At 67.2% G+C, this 15265-nt stretch carries 11 protein-coding genes, 4 tRNA genes and 1 pseudogene; 11 read left to right on the top strand and 5 right to left on the bottom strand.

Translation table 11 applies throughout. From position 1 onward, the window contains the following. The first annotated feature begins 170 nt into the window (after positions 1 to 170). Positions 171 to 305, top strand: a complete 135-nt coding sequence (locus tag VFA06_RS04085; protein WP_324839025.1) for a hypothetical protein — start codon at positions 171 to 173, stop codon at positions 303 to 305. Between the two features lie 83 nt (positions 306 to 388). Here the strand turns inward: VFA06_RS04085 and VFA06_RS04090 are convergent, their stop codons facing one another. The 3 genes from VFA06_RS04090 to VFA06_RS04100 all read right to left on the bottom strand — a co-directional run bounded on the left by VFA06_RS04090 (position 389) and on the right by VFA06_RS04100 (position 4593). Then, positions 389 to 1570, bottom strand: coding sequence for an AAA family ATPase (locus VFA06_RS04090; RefSeq protein ID WP_324839026.1), 1182 nt, complete (start codon positions 1568 to 1570; stop codon positions 389 to 391). Positions 1571 to 2433: 863 nt separating this feature from the next. After that, the gene (locus tag VFA06_RS04095; protein ID WP_324839027.1) at positions 2434 to 3717 is read right to left on the bottom strand and encodes an SGNH/GDSL hydrolase family protein; all 1284 of its coding nucleotides are present in this window, start codon (positions 3715 to 3717) and stop codon (positions 2434 to 2436) included. A 279-nt stretch (positions 3718 to 3996) separates the two neighbouring features. Next, the gene (locus tag VFA06_RS04100; protein WP_324839028.1) at positions 3997 to 4593 is read right to left on the bottom strand and encodes a dihydrofolate reductase family protein; all 597 of its coding nucleotides are present in this window, start codon (positions 4591 to 4593) and stop codon (positions 3997 to 3999) included. A gap of 122 nt (positions 4594 to 4715) precedes the next feature. Here VFA06_RS04100 and VFA06_RS04105 point away from each other — a divergent pair, with 122 nt between their 5' ends. The 4 genes and pseudogenes from VFA06_RS04105 to VFA06_RS25825 form a co-directional block, all read left to right on the top strand. Further along, a complete protein-coding gene (locus VFA06_RS04105) occupies positions 4716 to 5540 on the top strand; it encodes a helix-turn-helix transcriptional regulator (RefSeq protein WP_324839029.1) in 825 nt (274 codons plus the stop codon). A 245-nt stretch (positions 5541 to 5785) separates the two neighbouring features. Continuing rightward, on the top strand, positions 5786 to 6025 hold the full coding sequence (locus tag VFA06_RS25820; RefSeq protein WP_349260044.1) for an FAD-binding protein: 240 nt from the start codon (positions 5786 to 5788) through the stop codon (positions 6023 to 6025). Positions 6026 to 6075: 50 nt separating this feature from the next. Next, positions 6076 to 6909 carry a BBE domain-containing protein gene (locus VFA06_RS04110; RefSeq protein WP_349260045.1) on the top strand — a complete coding sequence of 278 codons (834 nt, stop codon included), beginning with the start codon at positions 6076 to 6078 and terminating at the stop codon, positions 6907 to 6909. A gap of 64 nt (positions 6910 to 6973) precedes the next feature. Further along, a pseudogene (locus VFA06_RS25825) lies at positions 6974 to 7153 on the top strand (non-reducing end alpha-L-arabinofuranosidase family hydrolase); the annotation flags it as partial. Between the two features lie 552 nt (positions 7154 to 7705). Here VFA06_RS25825 and VFA06_RS04120 read toward each other — a convergent pair. After that, positions 7706 to 7777: transfer RNA gene (locus VFA06_RS04120), tRNA-Lys, on the bottom strand. Between the two features lie 428 nt (positions 7778 to 8205). Here VFA06_RS04120 and VFA06_RS04125 point away from each other — a divergent pair. The 4 genes from VFA06_RS04125 (at position 8206) to VFA06_RS04140 (ending at position 9560) form a co-directional block, all read left to right on the top strand. After that, a tRNA-Glu gene (locus VFA06_RS04125) sits at positions 8206 to 8278 on the top strand. A 75-nt stretch (positions 8279 to 8353) separates the two neighbouring features. Further along, positions 8354 to 8428, top strand: a tRNA-Asp gene (locus VFA06_RS04130). A gap of 53 nt (positions 8429 to 8481) precedes the next feature. Next, positions 8482 to 8555, top strand: a tRNA-Phe gene (locus tag VFA06_RS04135). A gap of 174 nt (positions 8556 to 8729) precedes the next feature. Further along, positions 8730 to 9560, top strand: a complete 831-nt coding sequence (locus VFA06_RS04140; RefSeq protein ID WP_324839031.1) for a 2OG-Fe(II) oxygenase family protein — start codon at positions 8730 to 8732, stop codon at positions 9558 to 9560. 35 nt (positions 9561 to 9595) lie between these two features. Here the strand turns inward: VFA06_RS04140 and VFA06_RS04145 are convergent, their stop codons facing one another. Continuing rightward, positions 9596 to 10441 (bottom strand): hypothetical protein, encoded by an 846-nt coding sequence (locus VFA06_RS04145; protein WP_324839032.1) that lies wholly within the window; start codon positions 10439 to 10441, stop codon positions 9596 to 9598. Between the two features lie 352 nt (positions 10442 to 10793). Here VFA06_RS04145 and VFA06_RS04150 point away from each other — a divergent pair, with 352 nt between their 5' ends. Together VFA06_RS04150 and hrpA are read left to right on the top strand one after the other, a co-directional pair. Beyond that, positions 10794 to 11150, top strand: coding sequence for a hypothetical protein (locus VFA06_RS04150; protein WP_324839033.1), 357 nt, complete (start codon positions 10794 to 10796; stop codon positions 11148 to 11150). Positions 11151 to 11252: 102 nt separating this feature from the next. Then, entirely contained in the window at positions 11253 to 15260 is a 4008-nt protein-coding gene (gene hrpA / locus VFA06_RS04155; RefSeq protein WP_324839034.1) for an ATP-dependent RNA helicase HrpA, read from the top strand. Positions 15261 to 15265 lie beyond the last annotated feature (5 nt).

Consider the following 15265-nt stretch of genomic DNA (forward strand, 5'->3'; position numbering starts at 1 on the left):
TCTCGCCGCACTCGATCTCGATCTCGATCTTGCGCGGCGCGCGGTACGGCGCACATCGCCGACGCGGTTGAAGCCCGGGCGCGAAGGGATGAACCGAGATTCCATCGAACGATGCAAGCGCCGGGCCGCGTCCGGACCTCACCGTCAGAACGTGAGCACGATCCGTCTCCATGATCCGGCACACCGCGGCCAGCGTCAGCCTCGCTCTGCAGGCGGGGCCGGACCTCAAAGTCGTTTCCGATCAGCTCGGCCACTCCTCCGTCCTGACCGCCGACACCTACATCAGCGTCCTGTCAGCGACCTAGCGCGATATCTCAGCATTCCGAGGCGTGCCGTGCTCCCGGGAAGCGGCTTTCGCCCAGTGGCTGACGACGTGCTCAACGGAGCCTTAGCGTTTCGGCCAGAACCAGAGCGGCGAGTCGAGCAGGCCCTGCCCGGGCAGCACCGTCTCCCCGTTCACCTTTTGCAACTCGACCATCCCCACGTCCCCGCGCAGCTTCGACGCCGCGCGCCCGATGGCCTCGATCAGGCTGCCGGAGTGGGAGACCACAATGATCTGGCTGCGTTCCGACACCGTCGCGATGAGTGCGCCCAGCGGCTCAAGCAGATCCGGGTGCAGGCTGGTCTCCGGCTCGTTGAAGACCAGCAGGTCCGCCGGCCGCGGGGAGAGCAGTGCGGCGACGAGCAGCAGGTAGCGAAGCGTGCCGTCGGACAATTCCGCAGCGCCGAGCGGCCGTAGCAGGCCGCGCTGCCACAACCGGAGCGAGAACCGGCCGTCCGCCTCGACCTCGATCTGCAGGCGGCTGCCCGGGAACGCGCCGTCGAGCGCCTCTTCCAGTTGCGCCCGCCGGCCGGTCGCGACAATGGTCTGCAGCGCCGCGGCCAGATCGGCGCCGTCGTGCGCCAGCACCGGCGTGCGCGTGCCGATCTGCGGAGCCCGGGCCGGGGCGTCAGCGTCGGTGCGGAAGTGGTCGTAGAAACGCCAGGAGCGGATCCGGTCCCGGATGCGGAACAGTTCCGGGGCGGCTTCGGGGTCGGCGAACTCACTGAGCATGCTGTCGAACGGCGCGATCGGATAAGGCTTCGGGGACCACTTCCCGTCGGCCGCGCGGATCTTGACGGCGTTGTTGTGCCGTTCGACGAGCGAACTGGCCGGGCGAAGGACCGGACCGCTCCAGACTGCTTCGGTCTTGATCGCCGGGTCCAGGTTGAACTTGGCTACCTCCGGGTCCCCGCTCGGAATGGGCAATCCCAGGTCGACTGCGTAGCCGAACTCGTCACCGCCGAAACCAAGCCGCAGCCCGATCGGGGCGGTGCGCACCGTGCCCTGAGTCTTGCGGTCCGGCTTGGTGCCCTGCTCCGGTCCGGCCCACAGCGTGGAGCGCAGACCGCCCTCGCGCGCCAGCGCCGCCACCGCTCCATTGCGCGAGACGTCGGCCAACAACCGTACGGCCCGGTACAGACTCGACTTACCGCTACCGTTGGCGCCAGCAACCACGGTCAGCCGGCCGATCGGGATGCACAGGTTGCGCAGGGAGCGGTAGTTCTCCACAGCCAGCGTGGTTATCACGCCCTCGACCGTAGGCGAAGACACAGACAGCCGCCCAGCGACCGTCAAACCAGCAGAACCGGCGGCATCACACTGACCGCGCGGGATGTGCCACCGCACCGGCAATCCGACCGAGCTGCGCCATGACCGCCATGGCAGCCGCACGCCCGACCGAAGTGGCGCGCATCGCTATCGGATCCAGCGGTGGTCCCGTCGGCTGAAGGCGATCACTAAGCCGACGACCACGGCGACGATCACGATGCCGAGCAGCGGCGAGAAGATCGGCAAGGTGCTCTCCTGATCCGGTGGCGGGATGTGCGGGCACTATCACTACGCGGAGCAGTACCGGCCGGCCGTCCAACAGCCGCCCCTGCCGTAGCGCCTCGGGCTCCTGGAGCCAGGCGCAGTGGTCGAGAGCAGGCGCACCGCCGACGCCAGCGGCGTCGCTAGTCTCGGCAACCTGCCGGTGAACCTCGGCCACGAACTGAACGGAAAGCACGTCGCCGTGCACCTGGACGGACACCTGATGCACGTCGTGCACGAGGGGGTGCTGGCCAAGACCCTGCCGGCCCCGATCGACGCAAATCGACGCGCCACAATGCGCGGAGCCAGACAAGGACGCGAACAACAACCCCGGAGGAATTCGACGGCTAGCTCGGGGAAACCGAGTCCGAGCTCCGGCTCCTCCGTAAGCCCCGCAGTCGTGCTGTGAGCTGGCCAAGCGCCGCATAGCGCACCCCCCGGCCGAGCGCCCCTTCACCCGGATCACCACGCTGCAGGAGCAGACCGCACCTGCCGGGGAATTGGCTGGGGGCCTGATAGAAGCTGGCTGGTGCGGGTGAAGGGGCGGCTCGGACGGATGGACTGAAGGTTCCTAAGGCCCCTTATGAGCCCAGGTGGGCCTTCAGATCGCTCGCGTACTTCGCATAACCCGCGGTGTTCGGGTGGAACGAGTCGTTGGCACCGAGGCCGACGATGGTGTTCTCCCACGGATCGGCGGTGCACAGCTCGTGGCCCTTGAACGCGTCGCGCTCGTCGAGGTGGTCGATGCCGGCGTTGTTCGCCGCCGTGACGATGACGTCGTCCAGGTGGTTGAGCGCCGCGCGCAGCAGGTCGAGCTGTTTCTGGCTGGTGATGATCTGCTCGGGCCGAGGCCAGTCCTTGCAGGCGTTCGTGTTCGTGCCTGCATTGCCGGTCGCGGGATAGATCTGCGGGTAGGTCACGGCGACGACCCTGGCGTTAGGGGCGTCCGCCTGGATGTCTGTGTAAAGGCTCGTCAACGAGCCCGCCTGATCGTCGATCAGCTGGCTGAAATTCTCGGTGCCGCCGTTGTAGTCCTTGTTGGTGAGCTTGTCGATGAAGCACGCGTCGATGGCGGAGGTCGTGTTGGTCGGGCCGGTGCCATAGCAGCCGGTGATCAGGTCGGCGAAGTCGACGTTGTTGATGCCCAGGCTGACCGTGACCAGGGTCGTGCCGCTGCCGAGCGCGAGGTCTTGGGCGAGCTCGCCGGCGTCGGGAACGTTCATCGAGTTCACCGGGGTGTCGGCGTTGTAAAACTCCCCAATGACCGCACCCGAGCAGGCGACGTTGTCAACCATGTGGTAGTAGTTTGATATATGAGTGTACTGTCCCGAATATGAGCTGTCGGACCGGTGGCACTGGTTCCCCACCGAGTTGGTCTCGTTGGTGTAGTTCTGGGTACCCTCGCCGGACGACAGGGAGTCGCCCAGATTTACGTAGTGATAGACGGCGCCGCCGGTCAGCGAGATGGACGGGCTGTCGGGGCCGGGGTACGCGCCGCCGTTGAGGTTGATGCGCACGTAGGCGTGCACGTTCGTCGTGGCGGTGAGGTCACCCGTCGGGTTCCCGGTGATGTGCCCGGTGGAGCACGGCATCTGACTGCCGCCGCTCAGCTGGTGGTTGTGGTCGTCCCAGCTCTGCACTTCGAGGCTGCACGTGGTCGGGAATGGCGTGGAGTTGACGTAGATGTCAGGGTAGGCCGTGGTTCCGGTGTGCTGGTCGTTGACGCAGACGCCGATGGAAAAGCCCTGCGTTGTGACCGTATTGCAGCCGCCCTGGCCGGAAACGCCCTGCCGCAGCCGGATCGACGGACTGTTGCCCGCGGCGAAGTGCGCGCCGTTCAGGTCCAGCCGCGCATAGCCGTGCACGGTGGCCGCGGAGGACGGCGCGGCGCTGTTGCCCCTTTAGTGACCTGCGGTGCAGGCGACCTGCTTGTCCGAGTATTGATGGTTGTTGTCGTCCCAGACCTGAATGTGGATGTCGCAGGTCGAGGGGCTCGGCACGTAGTTCACGTACGCGTCCGGGAAGCCGGCGGTTCCGGTATTCCGGTCGCTGATGCAGCTGCCGATGTTGAAGCCCTCGGACCAGGCGGTGGTGCAGCCGCCCTGGCTGGCGTGCGCGGCGGTGGCGCCGAACAGTCCGCTTTCTCACTTCTCGATTCGGTAGTGCAGGTGGGTGACGCCGGGCGCGGGCACGGCTTCGACAAGGCTGAGCCGGATGTGCTCGGGCAGTTCCTGGAAGAGGCGGCGCCCAGCGCCGAGAAGCACGGGAACCTGGTGGAGGATCACCTCGTCGACCAGTCCGGCGCGCAACGCGCCCGTGGTGACGCCGCCGCCCATGAGCGCGATGTCCCGGTCGCCGGCGACGGCGCGGGCATGCTCGACGCCGGTTTCGATGGAGGTGACGAAGGTCTGCTGGTCAGTCGACTCGGGCGGCGGTGGCCGGTGGCTGACCACGATGAGCGGGGCCGTCGGATGCGGACTGCCGGATCCGCCGAATCCGTCGGAATCGTCGTAGGTGTTGCGGCCCGCGACGACGGCGCCGATGCGCTCCGCGATGTCGTCGAAGATCGAGCGGCTCAGCTCGGACAGCTTGAAGCCGCCGAACGTCCGGCTCGGCACGTCGCCGCTGCCATACCAGTCGAACAGGATCCCGCCGTCGCCGAGTCCGCGTTCGGGACCGGGATCGCGGCCGGTGATGAAGCCGTCGACGGAGACCGCCAGTGCGGTGAAGACCTTGTCCATCGTGACATGCCCTTCCGGATTCGCACGCAACCGCTTGATCGCTTCACGTTAAGGCGGCACGTGCGCGGCGGCTTGAACAAATCGTGCGCGCCCGCAGGGGACGGTCTCGCTAGCCTGACCATGTGGACCGCGCGCAGGAGTACGGGGAGCGCTCACCGCTGCCTGCCCTGGCAGCGCGGGTCCGCACGGTCTGGATCCAGCGCACTGGCTCGCAGCCGGTCGTCCAGCGCCATCTGCCTACCGGCGGCGTCGAGTTGCAGTGCCCGCTCGGTCGCACACCACGGATCCTCGGCCCGCTCACCCGTGCGAAGGTCGAGCACCTGCCGCCGGACCTGACGATCGTGGGCGCCCGGTTCTGGCCGGGGGCAGCGTCGCCGCTGCTCGGCGTGCCCGCTGACGAACTGCTCGACCAACTCGTGCCGTTCGACGAGGTGGGAAGCGAAGTGCCGGACCTGGCGGCCCGGCTGGCCGAAGCACCCGGGCCGGACGCGGCGCTGCAAGTCCTGCAGTTCGACCTCGTGCGCCGCCAGACACGCACGCCGCCGCCGGACGCGCTCGTGGCCGAGGCGGTACGGCGGCTGATGCCGTGGCAGCCCACCGGAATCAGGCGGCTGACAGATGACCTGTCGATCTCTGAGAGCCAACTGCGCCGCCGATTCCTGGCCGAGGTCGGTATCGGGCCGAAGACGCTGCAACGCACGCTGCGCTTCCAGGGCTACCTCGCGCTCGCCCAAGCGGCGACGCACGGCATCCGGGTGTCCGACCTGGCGGCGGAGGTGGGTTATGCGGACCATGCACATCTGAGCCGGGAATGCCTGCGGCTGACCGGCCTGACCCCGCGAGAGTTGCTCGGTGGCGCGGTCGACCGCTGCGGCTGCGGGCACGACCACGCGGCGTCATACGGACCGTTCCTATCCGCACGTCCGCGAGCCGCGCTGATGGGCTGACGCGGGGACGGCGACGCCCGACGGCTGACGGCTCACGGCTAAGGACGCACTTTTCGTTCAAGCCGATACGCCCGCCTGGCTCTAGCGTCCGACGCGTGCGCGAATTGTCTTCCTTGCAGGCGGCCCTCGACGGAGAGCTGATCACGCCGGACTCGGTCGGATACGAATCCGCCAGCCGCCCGGCACTGGCCCGATTTCGTGACGTGCGCCCGATCGCCGTCGTCAGATGTGCCTCCGCGCAGGACGTGACGCGCACGCTCGCCTTAGCGCGGCGCACCGGCACACACGTCGTGCCACGCGGCGGCGGCCATTGCTTCGCGGGTCGGTCGTCGACAACGGGTCTCGTCCTCGACCTGAGCCATCTTGACTCCGTGACCATTCAACCCGGCGGCCTGACCAGGAGCGATCCCGCCGCACAGTGCCGGCCGGCTGTGGCCCCACGGTCGGGATCGCCGGCCTCACGCTCGGCGGCGGGCTGGGCCTGATGGGGCGGCTCCATGGCCTGACCTGCGATGCGCTGCGCGGCGCCCAAGTAGTGCTGGCCGACGGCCGGATCGTTGACTGCGACCGGGATCGGGAACCGGAGTTGTTCTGGGCGCTGCGCGGTGCCGGGGGCGGACAGTTCGGCGTGGTCACTTCCCTGCTGTTCGCCACGGTCGCCGAACCCTTAGCCACGCGGTTCGAGGCGCGCTGGTCCGAGGCAGCGGCCGCCGGCGTCGCCGCCGCATGGCAGAGCTGGGCACCCGAGGCCCCGGACGAGGTGGCAGCCAACCTGAGCCTCATCGCCGAGCCGGGCCGCCCGCTACACGTCGTCGTCTTCGGGGCCGCGCTGGGCCAACCCGACCTCGCCCTCGCGTTGCTTGAGAGCCTGGCTGATCGGGTGGGCGCCGAGCCCGAGATACGGCGCGACGTCTTGGCCTGGCGCGACCTGAAGCGATCGTTCGCCGACCACGAGCCGCCCGGTGCAGTGCTGGCAACCAGTCGTTCGGAGTTCTTCTCCCGCCCGATGCCGACTTCAGCGATCGCCGCACTGATCGACGAACTTATGTCCGGCACTCCGGGTCGGCGCGAGCTCAACTTCACCGCCATGGGAGGCGCCTACAACCGCGCGGCGCCCGACGCGACCGCGTTCGTCCACCGCGGCGAGAGGTTCCTGCTGGAGCATGTCGCCCACGACGGCGACCAATGGCTGGACCGATCCTGGGCTCTCGCGCATGCCTTCGGTTCCGGCCGCGTCTACCCGAACTTCCCCGACTCCGCTCTCGATGACTGGGCGAATGCCTACCACGGCGAAAACGCTGAGCGTCTTCGGGCGATCAAACGCAGCTACGACCCTGAGAGGCTCTTCCGCTTCCCACAGGCCGTCTGAAGGCGTACGAAGCCGCGCGGCGGTCGGCACGCCTGCCAGAGCGGTGGTCGCGGCCATCGCGAAGATTGTCGAGGCGATCGGCTCCAGCGGATACCGCTACTTCCGCTCGTACACGGGCACCAGCCTCAGCGGCTCCTGGAGCCCGTAGGCCGCCAGCGAGAGCAACCCCTTCGCCGGCAAGGCCAACAGCGGCGCCACCTGGACCAACGACATCAGCCACGGCGATCTGGTGTGCACCAACCCGACCAGACCATGACCAGCACTGAAGGCGAAGTGACCGCCGCCGGGCGCAAGCGGCGGCAAGAAGCGTCGTCCGGAAGTGTCCGCCCCTCTTGCTTGGACGGTTCCACGCAAGCAGGGGCGGATCATCCCAACAACCAGCCACTCCTCCATCGTCCTGACCGCCGTCACCTACATCAGCGCCACACCGGCCCGCGCACGAATCAGGCCACCACAATCACCAGCGGGCACGAAATCGCCGACCGTGACACCCACCAACAGGCCGACGATCAACAACCACATCGACACCCAGCCCACCGCCGCGCCCCCGATCCGATCCCGGGACTGCCGGGAAGGCGGTTAACGCCGCCTGACACGCCACTCCACCAACAAGCGAGTACGAACGTCGACACGGGCCGAAATGCGGTGCGCCGGATTCGGGCCGGCGCCACGGAAGGCCACAGACAACGCCGGATGGACGGCGAAGCCGTCCGAATCATGCATGATCACGGGACCCAGCGGAGGCCCATCGGCGGGCATTGACTCGCCCAGCGGCGCGAAAGAGCAGGCCAGACAGTGGGGCGCGTGGGACTCGAACCCACAACCTACGGATTAAAAGTCCGCTACTCTGCCATTGAGCTAGCGCCCCTTGGCGCCAAGCGTAGCCAACTCCCAGGGCCGTTGGGTAACGAGTTGCGGACGGCGCGGCAACGTCGCAGATGTGGCGTCGGGCGGCGTAGCGCGGGTGGTGCGGCGTGGCGGCCTTGGCGGGGCGGCGTCGCGGCCGCGGCGGCTGGGCGGCGGCAGCTGCGGTTGGCGAGCAGCACAGGCAAGCGGGGGCCAAGCTTGGGCGCGGTGAGTGTCGTCGGCGTCGTGAGTGCGGTGGGTGTGGTGGGTGCGTGCTGCATGCTGGCCGATCGCGAGTCGCTTGGGGGACTCGTTTGGGCGACTCGCCCGGGTGAGCGGGCCCGATGGGGGTCGTGCAATCGTTTTGCCGAGGCTGGCACCTGTCCCGTATGCTCTACAGGTCCCCAACGGACAGACGTCCGGGGGAAACCGGGCCTCGTAAGAGGGCTCGGCCCCATCGTCTAGCGGCCTAGGACACCGCCCTTTCAAGGCGGCGGCGCGGGTTCGAATCCCGTTGGGGCTACGACCGGAAACGGTTGGGACGGACGGTCATGGCAGCCGCGAGCGGCGTGCTAGGATCGCCGGGCCGAACAAGCAAGGTCCTGTGGAGCAGCTAGGAGTGCTCGTCACCCTGTCAAGGTGAAGGTCGCGGGTTCGAATCCCGTCAGGACCGCTCGGAGCAGCCGGGCGTTGCGGATCATCTCCGTGGCGCCCGTCGGCATCCGGGGCCAGGTAGCTCAGTTGGTACGAGCGACCGCCTGAAAAGCGGTAGGTCGGCGGTTCGACCCCGCCCCTGGCCACAATCCGAACGACACGAGTAGCCCAAGCGTCAAACGCTTGGGCTACTTTGGTGAGTAGGGCGGGGCGGGAACACCACCGGTGAGCTGGCAGTTCATTCTTCCGTTGTACCTCTGAAACGCTCGGGAACCGTGGGCGACACGATCTGACGGTTAGTCACGCTAGAATTCCCGCCCATGACCTCATCGCGTCCGATCGCGAATCAAGCCGGCGATCTTGCTCGCAAGCTCCTCGACGAGGGATTCGCAGTCTGCCGCCTGGACGCCGCCGGACGCCGAAGCGTGAGCGAGTTGTACGCGCTGTCGACGGAATTCTTCCATCAAGACGTGCCGGTGAAATCCCGACATCTCGTGTCGAATCTCAGCAACGGCTATCGGCCGCTCATGAGCTCGCATTCGGGATCACCGGATCGGCCGGATCTGAGCGAATCGTTCTTGTACTGGCCGCATCGGCGAGAAGCGATTCCGTCACACGATCAAATCGCACCATTCCTCGACGCGCTAGAAGCCTATCGGCGGTCCGTCGCGGAGATCACGCATGCCGTGCTCGGGGGCCTGCGCGCGCATTACAACTACTCACACGCGTTGCCTTTTGAGCAGGCGTCGGTCGTGCAGATCAACTCATTCGGGATGCACACCGAAGAGCAGTTGCTCGTGCATAAGCATGAGGACGGCGTCCTGTTCACCATCATCTGGGCGAGCACGGAGGGCCTCGAAGGCTTCGTCGACGGCGAGGTCAAGGCCTTCAAACTCGCTCCGGATGAGGCACTGATCATGCCGGGCAGCGTCCTCACCTGCATGACCGGGGGCGAAATCCAGCCTTTCTACCACCAGGCCCGCAACTTCGGATACACGGAACGCAAGTCGTTCATGTTTTTCGTCTGCCCGGACACCGACGACACCATTCACCCGTTCACCGTCAACGACACGAACCGGGGCTGCGACATCAGGTCGCTGGTGATCAACAATCCGCAGATGTTCGGGCTCGCCGAGGATTTCCTGCAGTAACGCGGCTGGCCTGGCTGACCTGGCCTGGCGTGGTCTCAGGAGACCGGCCAGCGTTCCGCGAACGACTCGATCAGACGGAACCTGTCGATGAGCAGGGCCAGGTCCCGGGCGGCGAACGTGAAACTGCTGGCGATCCACTCTCCGGCCGCGTTATGTCGCGGCTCGAGGCCGCAGCGCTCATCCCAGATGACCATGTTGAGGCGCAGAATCGGCGGCAACTGGTGTTCCGGGACTCGGAGTACCTGCACACCCGCCTGGTGCTGCGCCATGGCGACGACGTCGAGCGGGCCGGTCCAGTCCCGGTAGATGAAGATGCGCTTGATGGTCACGCCCCGCTTCAGCGCCTCGACGTTGAGCCGCCAATAGTTGCGGCTGAGGCTGGGAGAGAGCCACCAAGCGATGTCGTCGCCGGAACTCGTGGCCAAAAGACTCTCCCGCAACTGCTCGGTGAGAGCGTGGACGGGGGAATTCGGCGACTCGTCCGCATCCGGGGTGACATAGTGTCCGCGCTGGAGCTCTTCCAGGCGTATTCGGCAATCCTCGAAGGCCTTTCGAGCGAGATCGACCGCCATCGTCTCGCCGTAGACCTCTTCCACGTAGGTATATGCGCCGATCGCGTGGTCCAGCAGCCCCGGCATCCAGGCGATCGCCTCCATTTTCTCGAACATCCGCTGCTGACGGGTCACGTGCTCTTGTTCCTCGCGCTCGCGCAGCAGCGATTCCACCTGAAGAGTAATCGTGGTTCCACTGAGGCCGGCGAACGTGGCGATCGCCGTGTTCAGGTCGGTCCTGAAATAGAAGAAGGCGCCGAGCACCGTGGAGAGGATCACGCCGATGCCGAGCGTCCACGCCTTCGACCTTCTGAGCTTTCCACGATCCATTCCGCTCCTCTTCACGGTGCGGCAGCCGAACCCTGCGGCGCCCCCTTGTTTTCGTACCCATATTCGAGGTGCGGGGCACGGCCTCGGATCAGTGCTCTGTGCGTGCTGGCTCCGTGGTGGGCATTGCCCCAGGCGGGTGAGAAGAGTCGGGACCGGGCCGGCACGGTTTCCGCTGCTCGCACTGTGCTGGTGTCTGTCTCAGACTCTTTAGTGCTAGTCAGACTTGTTAGTACACATGGGTTGCATTGCGTGACGTGGCGACGCCTCGGCGGTTGCTCAGTGCGGATCCGGTCGCGTCTTCCGAATCGCGGGGACCGGGCCCGTTCACACCGTTCATTCTGGAGGAACCCCCATGCGCAAGCTGTTCGCGTTCGCGACGATCACCGGGGTCGCGCTCGCCACCCCGCTGATGGCCTCTGCCCCGGCGATGGCCGACGACGACGGTCCGCTGATCACCGTTGGCGAGGGCGCGTGCGTGGCCCCGTGGCACTGGGACGGCCCCCTCAACGTCCTGACCCACGACACCTACTACACCGCGTGCAACGCCCAGTCCGTGCACGAGCACAAGCCGGGCGAGATCGCCGGCGTGCTGGACGACTCGTGCATCGCGCCGTGGTACTGGACCGGCCCGGGCGACGTGCTGACCGGCTTCTTCGACGGTCCGGACGCGGGCGAGTACAACGCCTGCAACGGCAGCAACATGCCGTAAGGCAGACGGGACCAGGGCACACGCCCGCACGACGACCTTGGATTGCGGCCCGGCCGTTAATCCAAGGTCGTTTCCGTTTTGGGCACCTATGCTTGACGGGTTATGGCAAGCGCGCGTTCCCTCCCCTCCTCCGTCGCAGATGTAGGCGCAGACGGTGCTGCTTCGAGTACACGCCAAAACGCTTCGAGCGCACTCGACGACCTGCGCGCGCGGCTCGGCGAGGTCTCGCTGCGGGATGAGGTACGGCTGCGCCGCCGCCTGGACGGGGCACGCAAGGCGCGGCGGCCCGAGGCGATAGCCGGGATTCGGGCGCAGATCACGGAGCAGATCGACGCGGCCGCGGCTCGGGTCGAGGCGCGGCGGGCGAACGTGCCGGCGGTCAGCTATCCGGAGCAGTTGCCGGTCAGCCAGAAGAAGGACGAGATCCTGGCCGCGATCCGGGACCACCAGGTGGTGATCATCGCGGGGGAGACCGGCTCCGGAAAGACCACCCAGCTGCCGAAGATCTGCCTTGAGCTGGGACGCGGCGTACGCGGCGTCATCGGGCACACCCAGCCGCGGCGGCTGGCGGCACGCACCGTCGCCGAGCGGATCGCCGAGGAGCTCAAGACGACATTGGGCACGGCGGTCGGCTACAAGGTCCGGTTCACCGACCACAGCAGCGACCAGACCAACATCAAGCTGATGACGGACGGCATCCTGCTGGCCGAGCTGCAACACGACCGCGACCTGCTGCAGTACGACACGCTCATCATCGACGAGGCGCACGAGCGAAGCCTGAACATTGACTTCATCCTCGGGTATCTGAAGCAGCTGCTGCCTCGGCGGCCCGACCTCAAGGTGATCATCACCTCGGCGACGATCGATCCGGAGCGGTTCGCGGAGCACTTTGCGAGCGTGAAGCAGGGGCAGGAGCAAGGACAGGCCGTAAAAGCACCGATCGTCGAAGTGTCGGGGCGGACATACCCCGTCAAGGTGCGCTACCGGCCGATCGTTGACCTCGAGGATCCGGACGGCGACACGGACCGGGACCAGATCCAGGCGATCTGCGACGCAGTCGAGGAGCTCGAGCGCGAGGCGCCGGGCGACGTGCTGGTCTTCCTCAGCGGAGAGCGGGAGATCCGGGACACCGCCGACGCGCTGGGGCGGATGAACCTGCGCAACACCGAGGTGCTGCCGCTGTACGCGCGCCTCTCGACCGCGGAGCAGCACCGGGTCTTCCAGCCGCACGCAGGCCGGCGGATCGTGCTGGCGACGAACGTGGCGGAGACGTCGCTGACGGTACCGGGGATCAAGTACGTGATCGATCCCGGGACCGCGCGGATCTCGCGCTACAGCCACCGGCTCAAGGTGCAGCGACTCCCGATCGAGCCGGTCTCGCAGGCTTCTGCGAACCAGCGCGCGGGGCGGTGCGGACGTACTTCAGATGGCATCTGCATCCGGCTCTACTCGGAGACGGACTTCGCGTCGCGCCCGCAGTTCACCGAGCCTGAGATTCTGCGGACGAACTTGGCGTCGGTGATCTTGCAGATGACCTCGATCGGGCTGGGGGACATCGCGGCATTCCCGTTCGTGGAGGCGCCGGACCGCCGCAACGTGCGCGACGGGATGGACCTGCTACACGAGCTCGGCGCGATCGAGGCGCCCGAGCCCGGAGCGCAGCCGAAGCTCACCGACGTCGGACGCAAACTGGCCCGGCTGCCCGTGGACCCGCGACTGGCGCGTATGGTCATCGAGGCAACGCGCACGGGCTGCGTCAACGAGGTGCTGGTGATTGCGGCCGCGTTGTCCATCCAGGACCCGAGGGAGCGGCCAGCCGACAAGCAGCAGGCTGCGACGCAGTCACACGCCCGCTTCGTGGACAAGGAACAGCAGTCCGACTTCCTGACCTACCTGCGGCTGTGGGACTACCTGCGCGAGAAGCAGCGCGAGCTTTCCTCCAACCAGTTCCGCAAGCTCTGCAAGAACGAGTTCCTGCACTACCTGCGCGTACGCGAATGGCAGGACCTGCATTCGCAGCTGCGACAGGTGGCCAAGGATCTCGGGGCGACGGCCAATTCAGCGGCAGCCGACGCGGAGTTGGTGCATAAGGCCGTACTGAGCGGGTTGTTATCGCACATTGGGACGTTCGAGCCCGAGAAGCGAGAGTACGTCGGGGCGCGTAACGCACGGTTCGCTGTCTTTCCCGGCTCGTCGCTGTTCAAGAAGTCGCCGCGTTGGCTGATGGCGGCGGAGCTCGTCGAGACCTCGCGGCTGTGGGCGCGCATCGCCGCGCGCATCGAGCCCGAGTGGGCCGAGGACCTGGCCGCCCACCTGGTCAAACGCAGCTACAGCGAGCCGCACTGGTCGCGCGATCAGGGCGCGGTGCTCGCCTACGAAAAAGTCACCCTCTACGGGCTGCCGATCGTCGCCCAGCGCCGGGTCAACTACGGTCGCATCGACCCCGAGCTGAGCCGCGAGCTGTTCATCCGGCACGCGCTCGTGCAGGGCGAGTGGCGCACGCACCACGAGTTCTTCGCGCGCAACCGCAAGCTGCTCGAAGAGGTCGAGGAGCTGGAGAACCGGGCCCGGCGGCGTGACATCGCCGTGCACGACGACATCATCTTCGCCTTCTACGACCAGCGGGTGGGCAAGGACGTGGTCTCGGCCGCGCACTTCGACCGCTGGTGGAAGCAGACCAAGCGGGAGAAGCCCGAGCTGCTGGACTTCGACCGGGCGATGCTGGTCAACGAGAGCGCCGGGGCGGTGCTCGAGGAGGATTATCCGGACGTCTGGCGGCAGGGCCGGCTGCGGTTCAAGCTGACCTACCAGTTCGAGCCGGGGGCCGATGCGGACGGTGTCACGGTGCATATCCCGTTGGCGGTGCTGAACCAGGTGGAGCCGGCCGGCTTCGACTGGCAGATCCCGGGCCTGCGCGAGGAACTGGTCACCGAGCTGATCCGCTCGCTGCCCAAGCCGATCCGGCGCAGCTTCGTGCCGGCGCCCAACTACGCCAAGGCGCTGCTCGAGCGGCTGCCGGCGCGCGAGGGCTCGCTGCTGGACGGCCTCGAACGGGAGATGCGCCGGATGGGCGCGCCGGGTCTCGAGCGCTCGGACTGGGACCTGGATCGGGTGCCGGAGCACCTGAAGATGACTTTCCGGGTCGTCGACGAGCGCGGGAAGAAGCTGGCCGAGGACAAGGACCTGGAGGCGCTCAAGCTGCGGCTGAAGGCGAAGGTGCGCGAGTCGATCTCGGCCGCAGCCGACGACCTGGAGCGCACCGGCCTGCGGACCTGGGACTTCGGCACTCTCTCGCGCACCTTCGAGGAGCGGCGGCACGGCGTCGCGATGAAGGCCTATCCGGCGCTGGTGGACGAGGGCGGCTCGGTCGGCATCAAGCTGCTGGACACCGCCGAGGAGCAGGAAGCGGCGATGCGGCTGGGCACGCGCCGGCTGCTCCTGCTGAACGTGGTCTCGCCGACCCGCTCGATGCTCGCGGTGCTGGACAACCGGGAGAAGCTGGCGCTGGGCACGAACCCGTACGGGCCGGTGCCGAAGCTGTTCGAGGATTGCGTGGCGTGCGCGGCCGATTATCTGATCGATCGACACGGCGGACCGGCCTGGGACGCCGAGGGCTTCGCACAGCTGCGCGACAAGGTGCGCGCGGAACTGGCCGAGACCGCGGAGAGTGTGGTCAAGCTCGCGGCGCAGATCCTGGCCGCGTCTCACGAGTTGGACCGGCGGTTGCGCGGCGCGGCGAGCCTGTCGTTGCTTCCGTCGCTCAACGATGCGCGCGGTCAGCTGGCCCGCCTGGTACGGCCCGGGTTCATCTCGGAGACCGGTTACGAGCAGCTGGCTCAGTTACCGCGCTACCTGCGCGCCCTTAGCTATCGGCTGGACAAGATGGCCGACGATCCGTACCGCGATCAGGCCAATCTGGCGAAGATGCAGCAACTCGAGGAGGAGTACGAGGCGGCGCTGGCCCGGGTACCGCGCGGACGCCGTCCCGACGCACAACTGCTGCAGGCGCGCTGGATGCTTGAGGAGTTGCGGGTAAGCCTGTTCGCACAGCAGTTGGGGACGGCTTACCCGGTCTCGGAGAAGCGCGTGCGCAAGGCGCTGGGTTCCTGACGATC

Origin of the sequence: Actinocrinis sp., from assembly GCF_035653575.1 — a bacterium.
In the GTDB taxonomy this organism is placed as follows: domain Bacteria; phylum Actinomycetota; class Actinomycetes; order Streptomycetales; family Catenulisporaceae; genus Actinocrinis.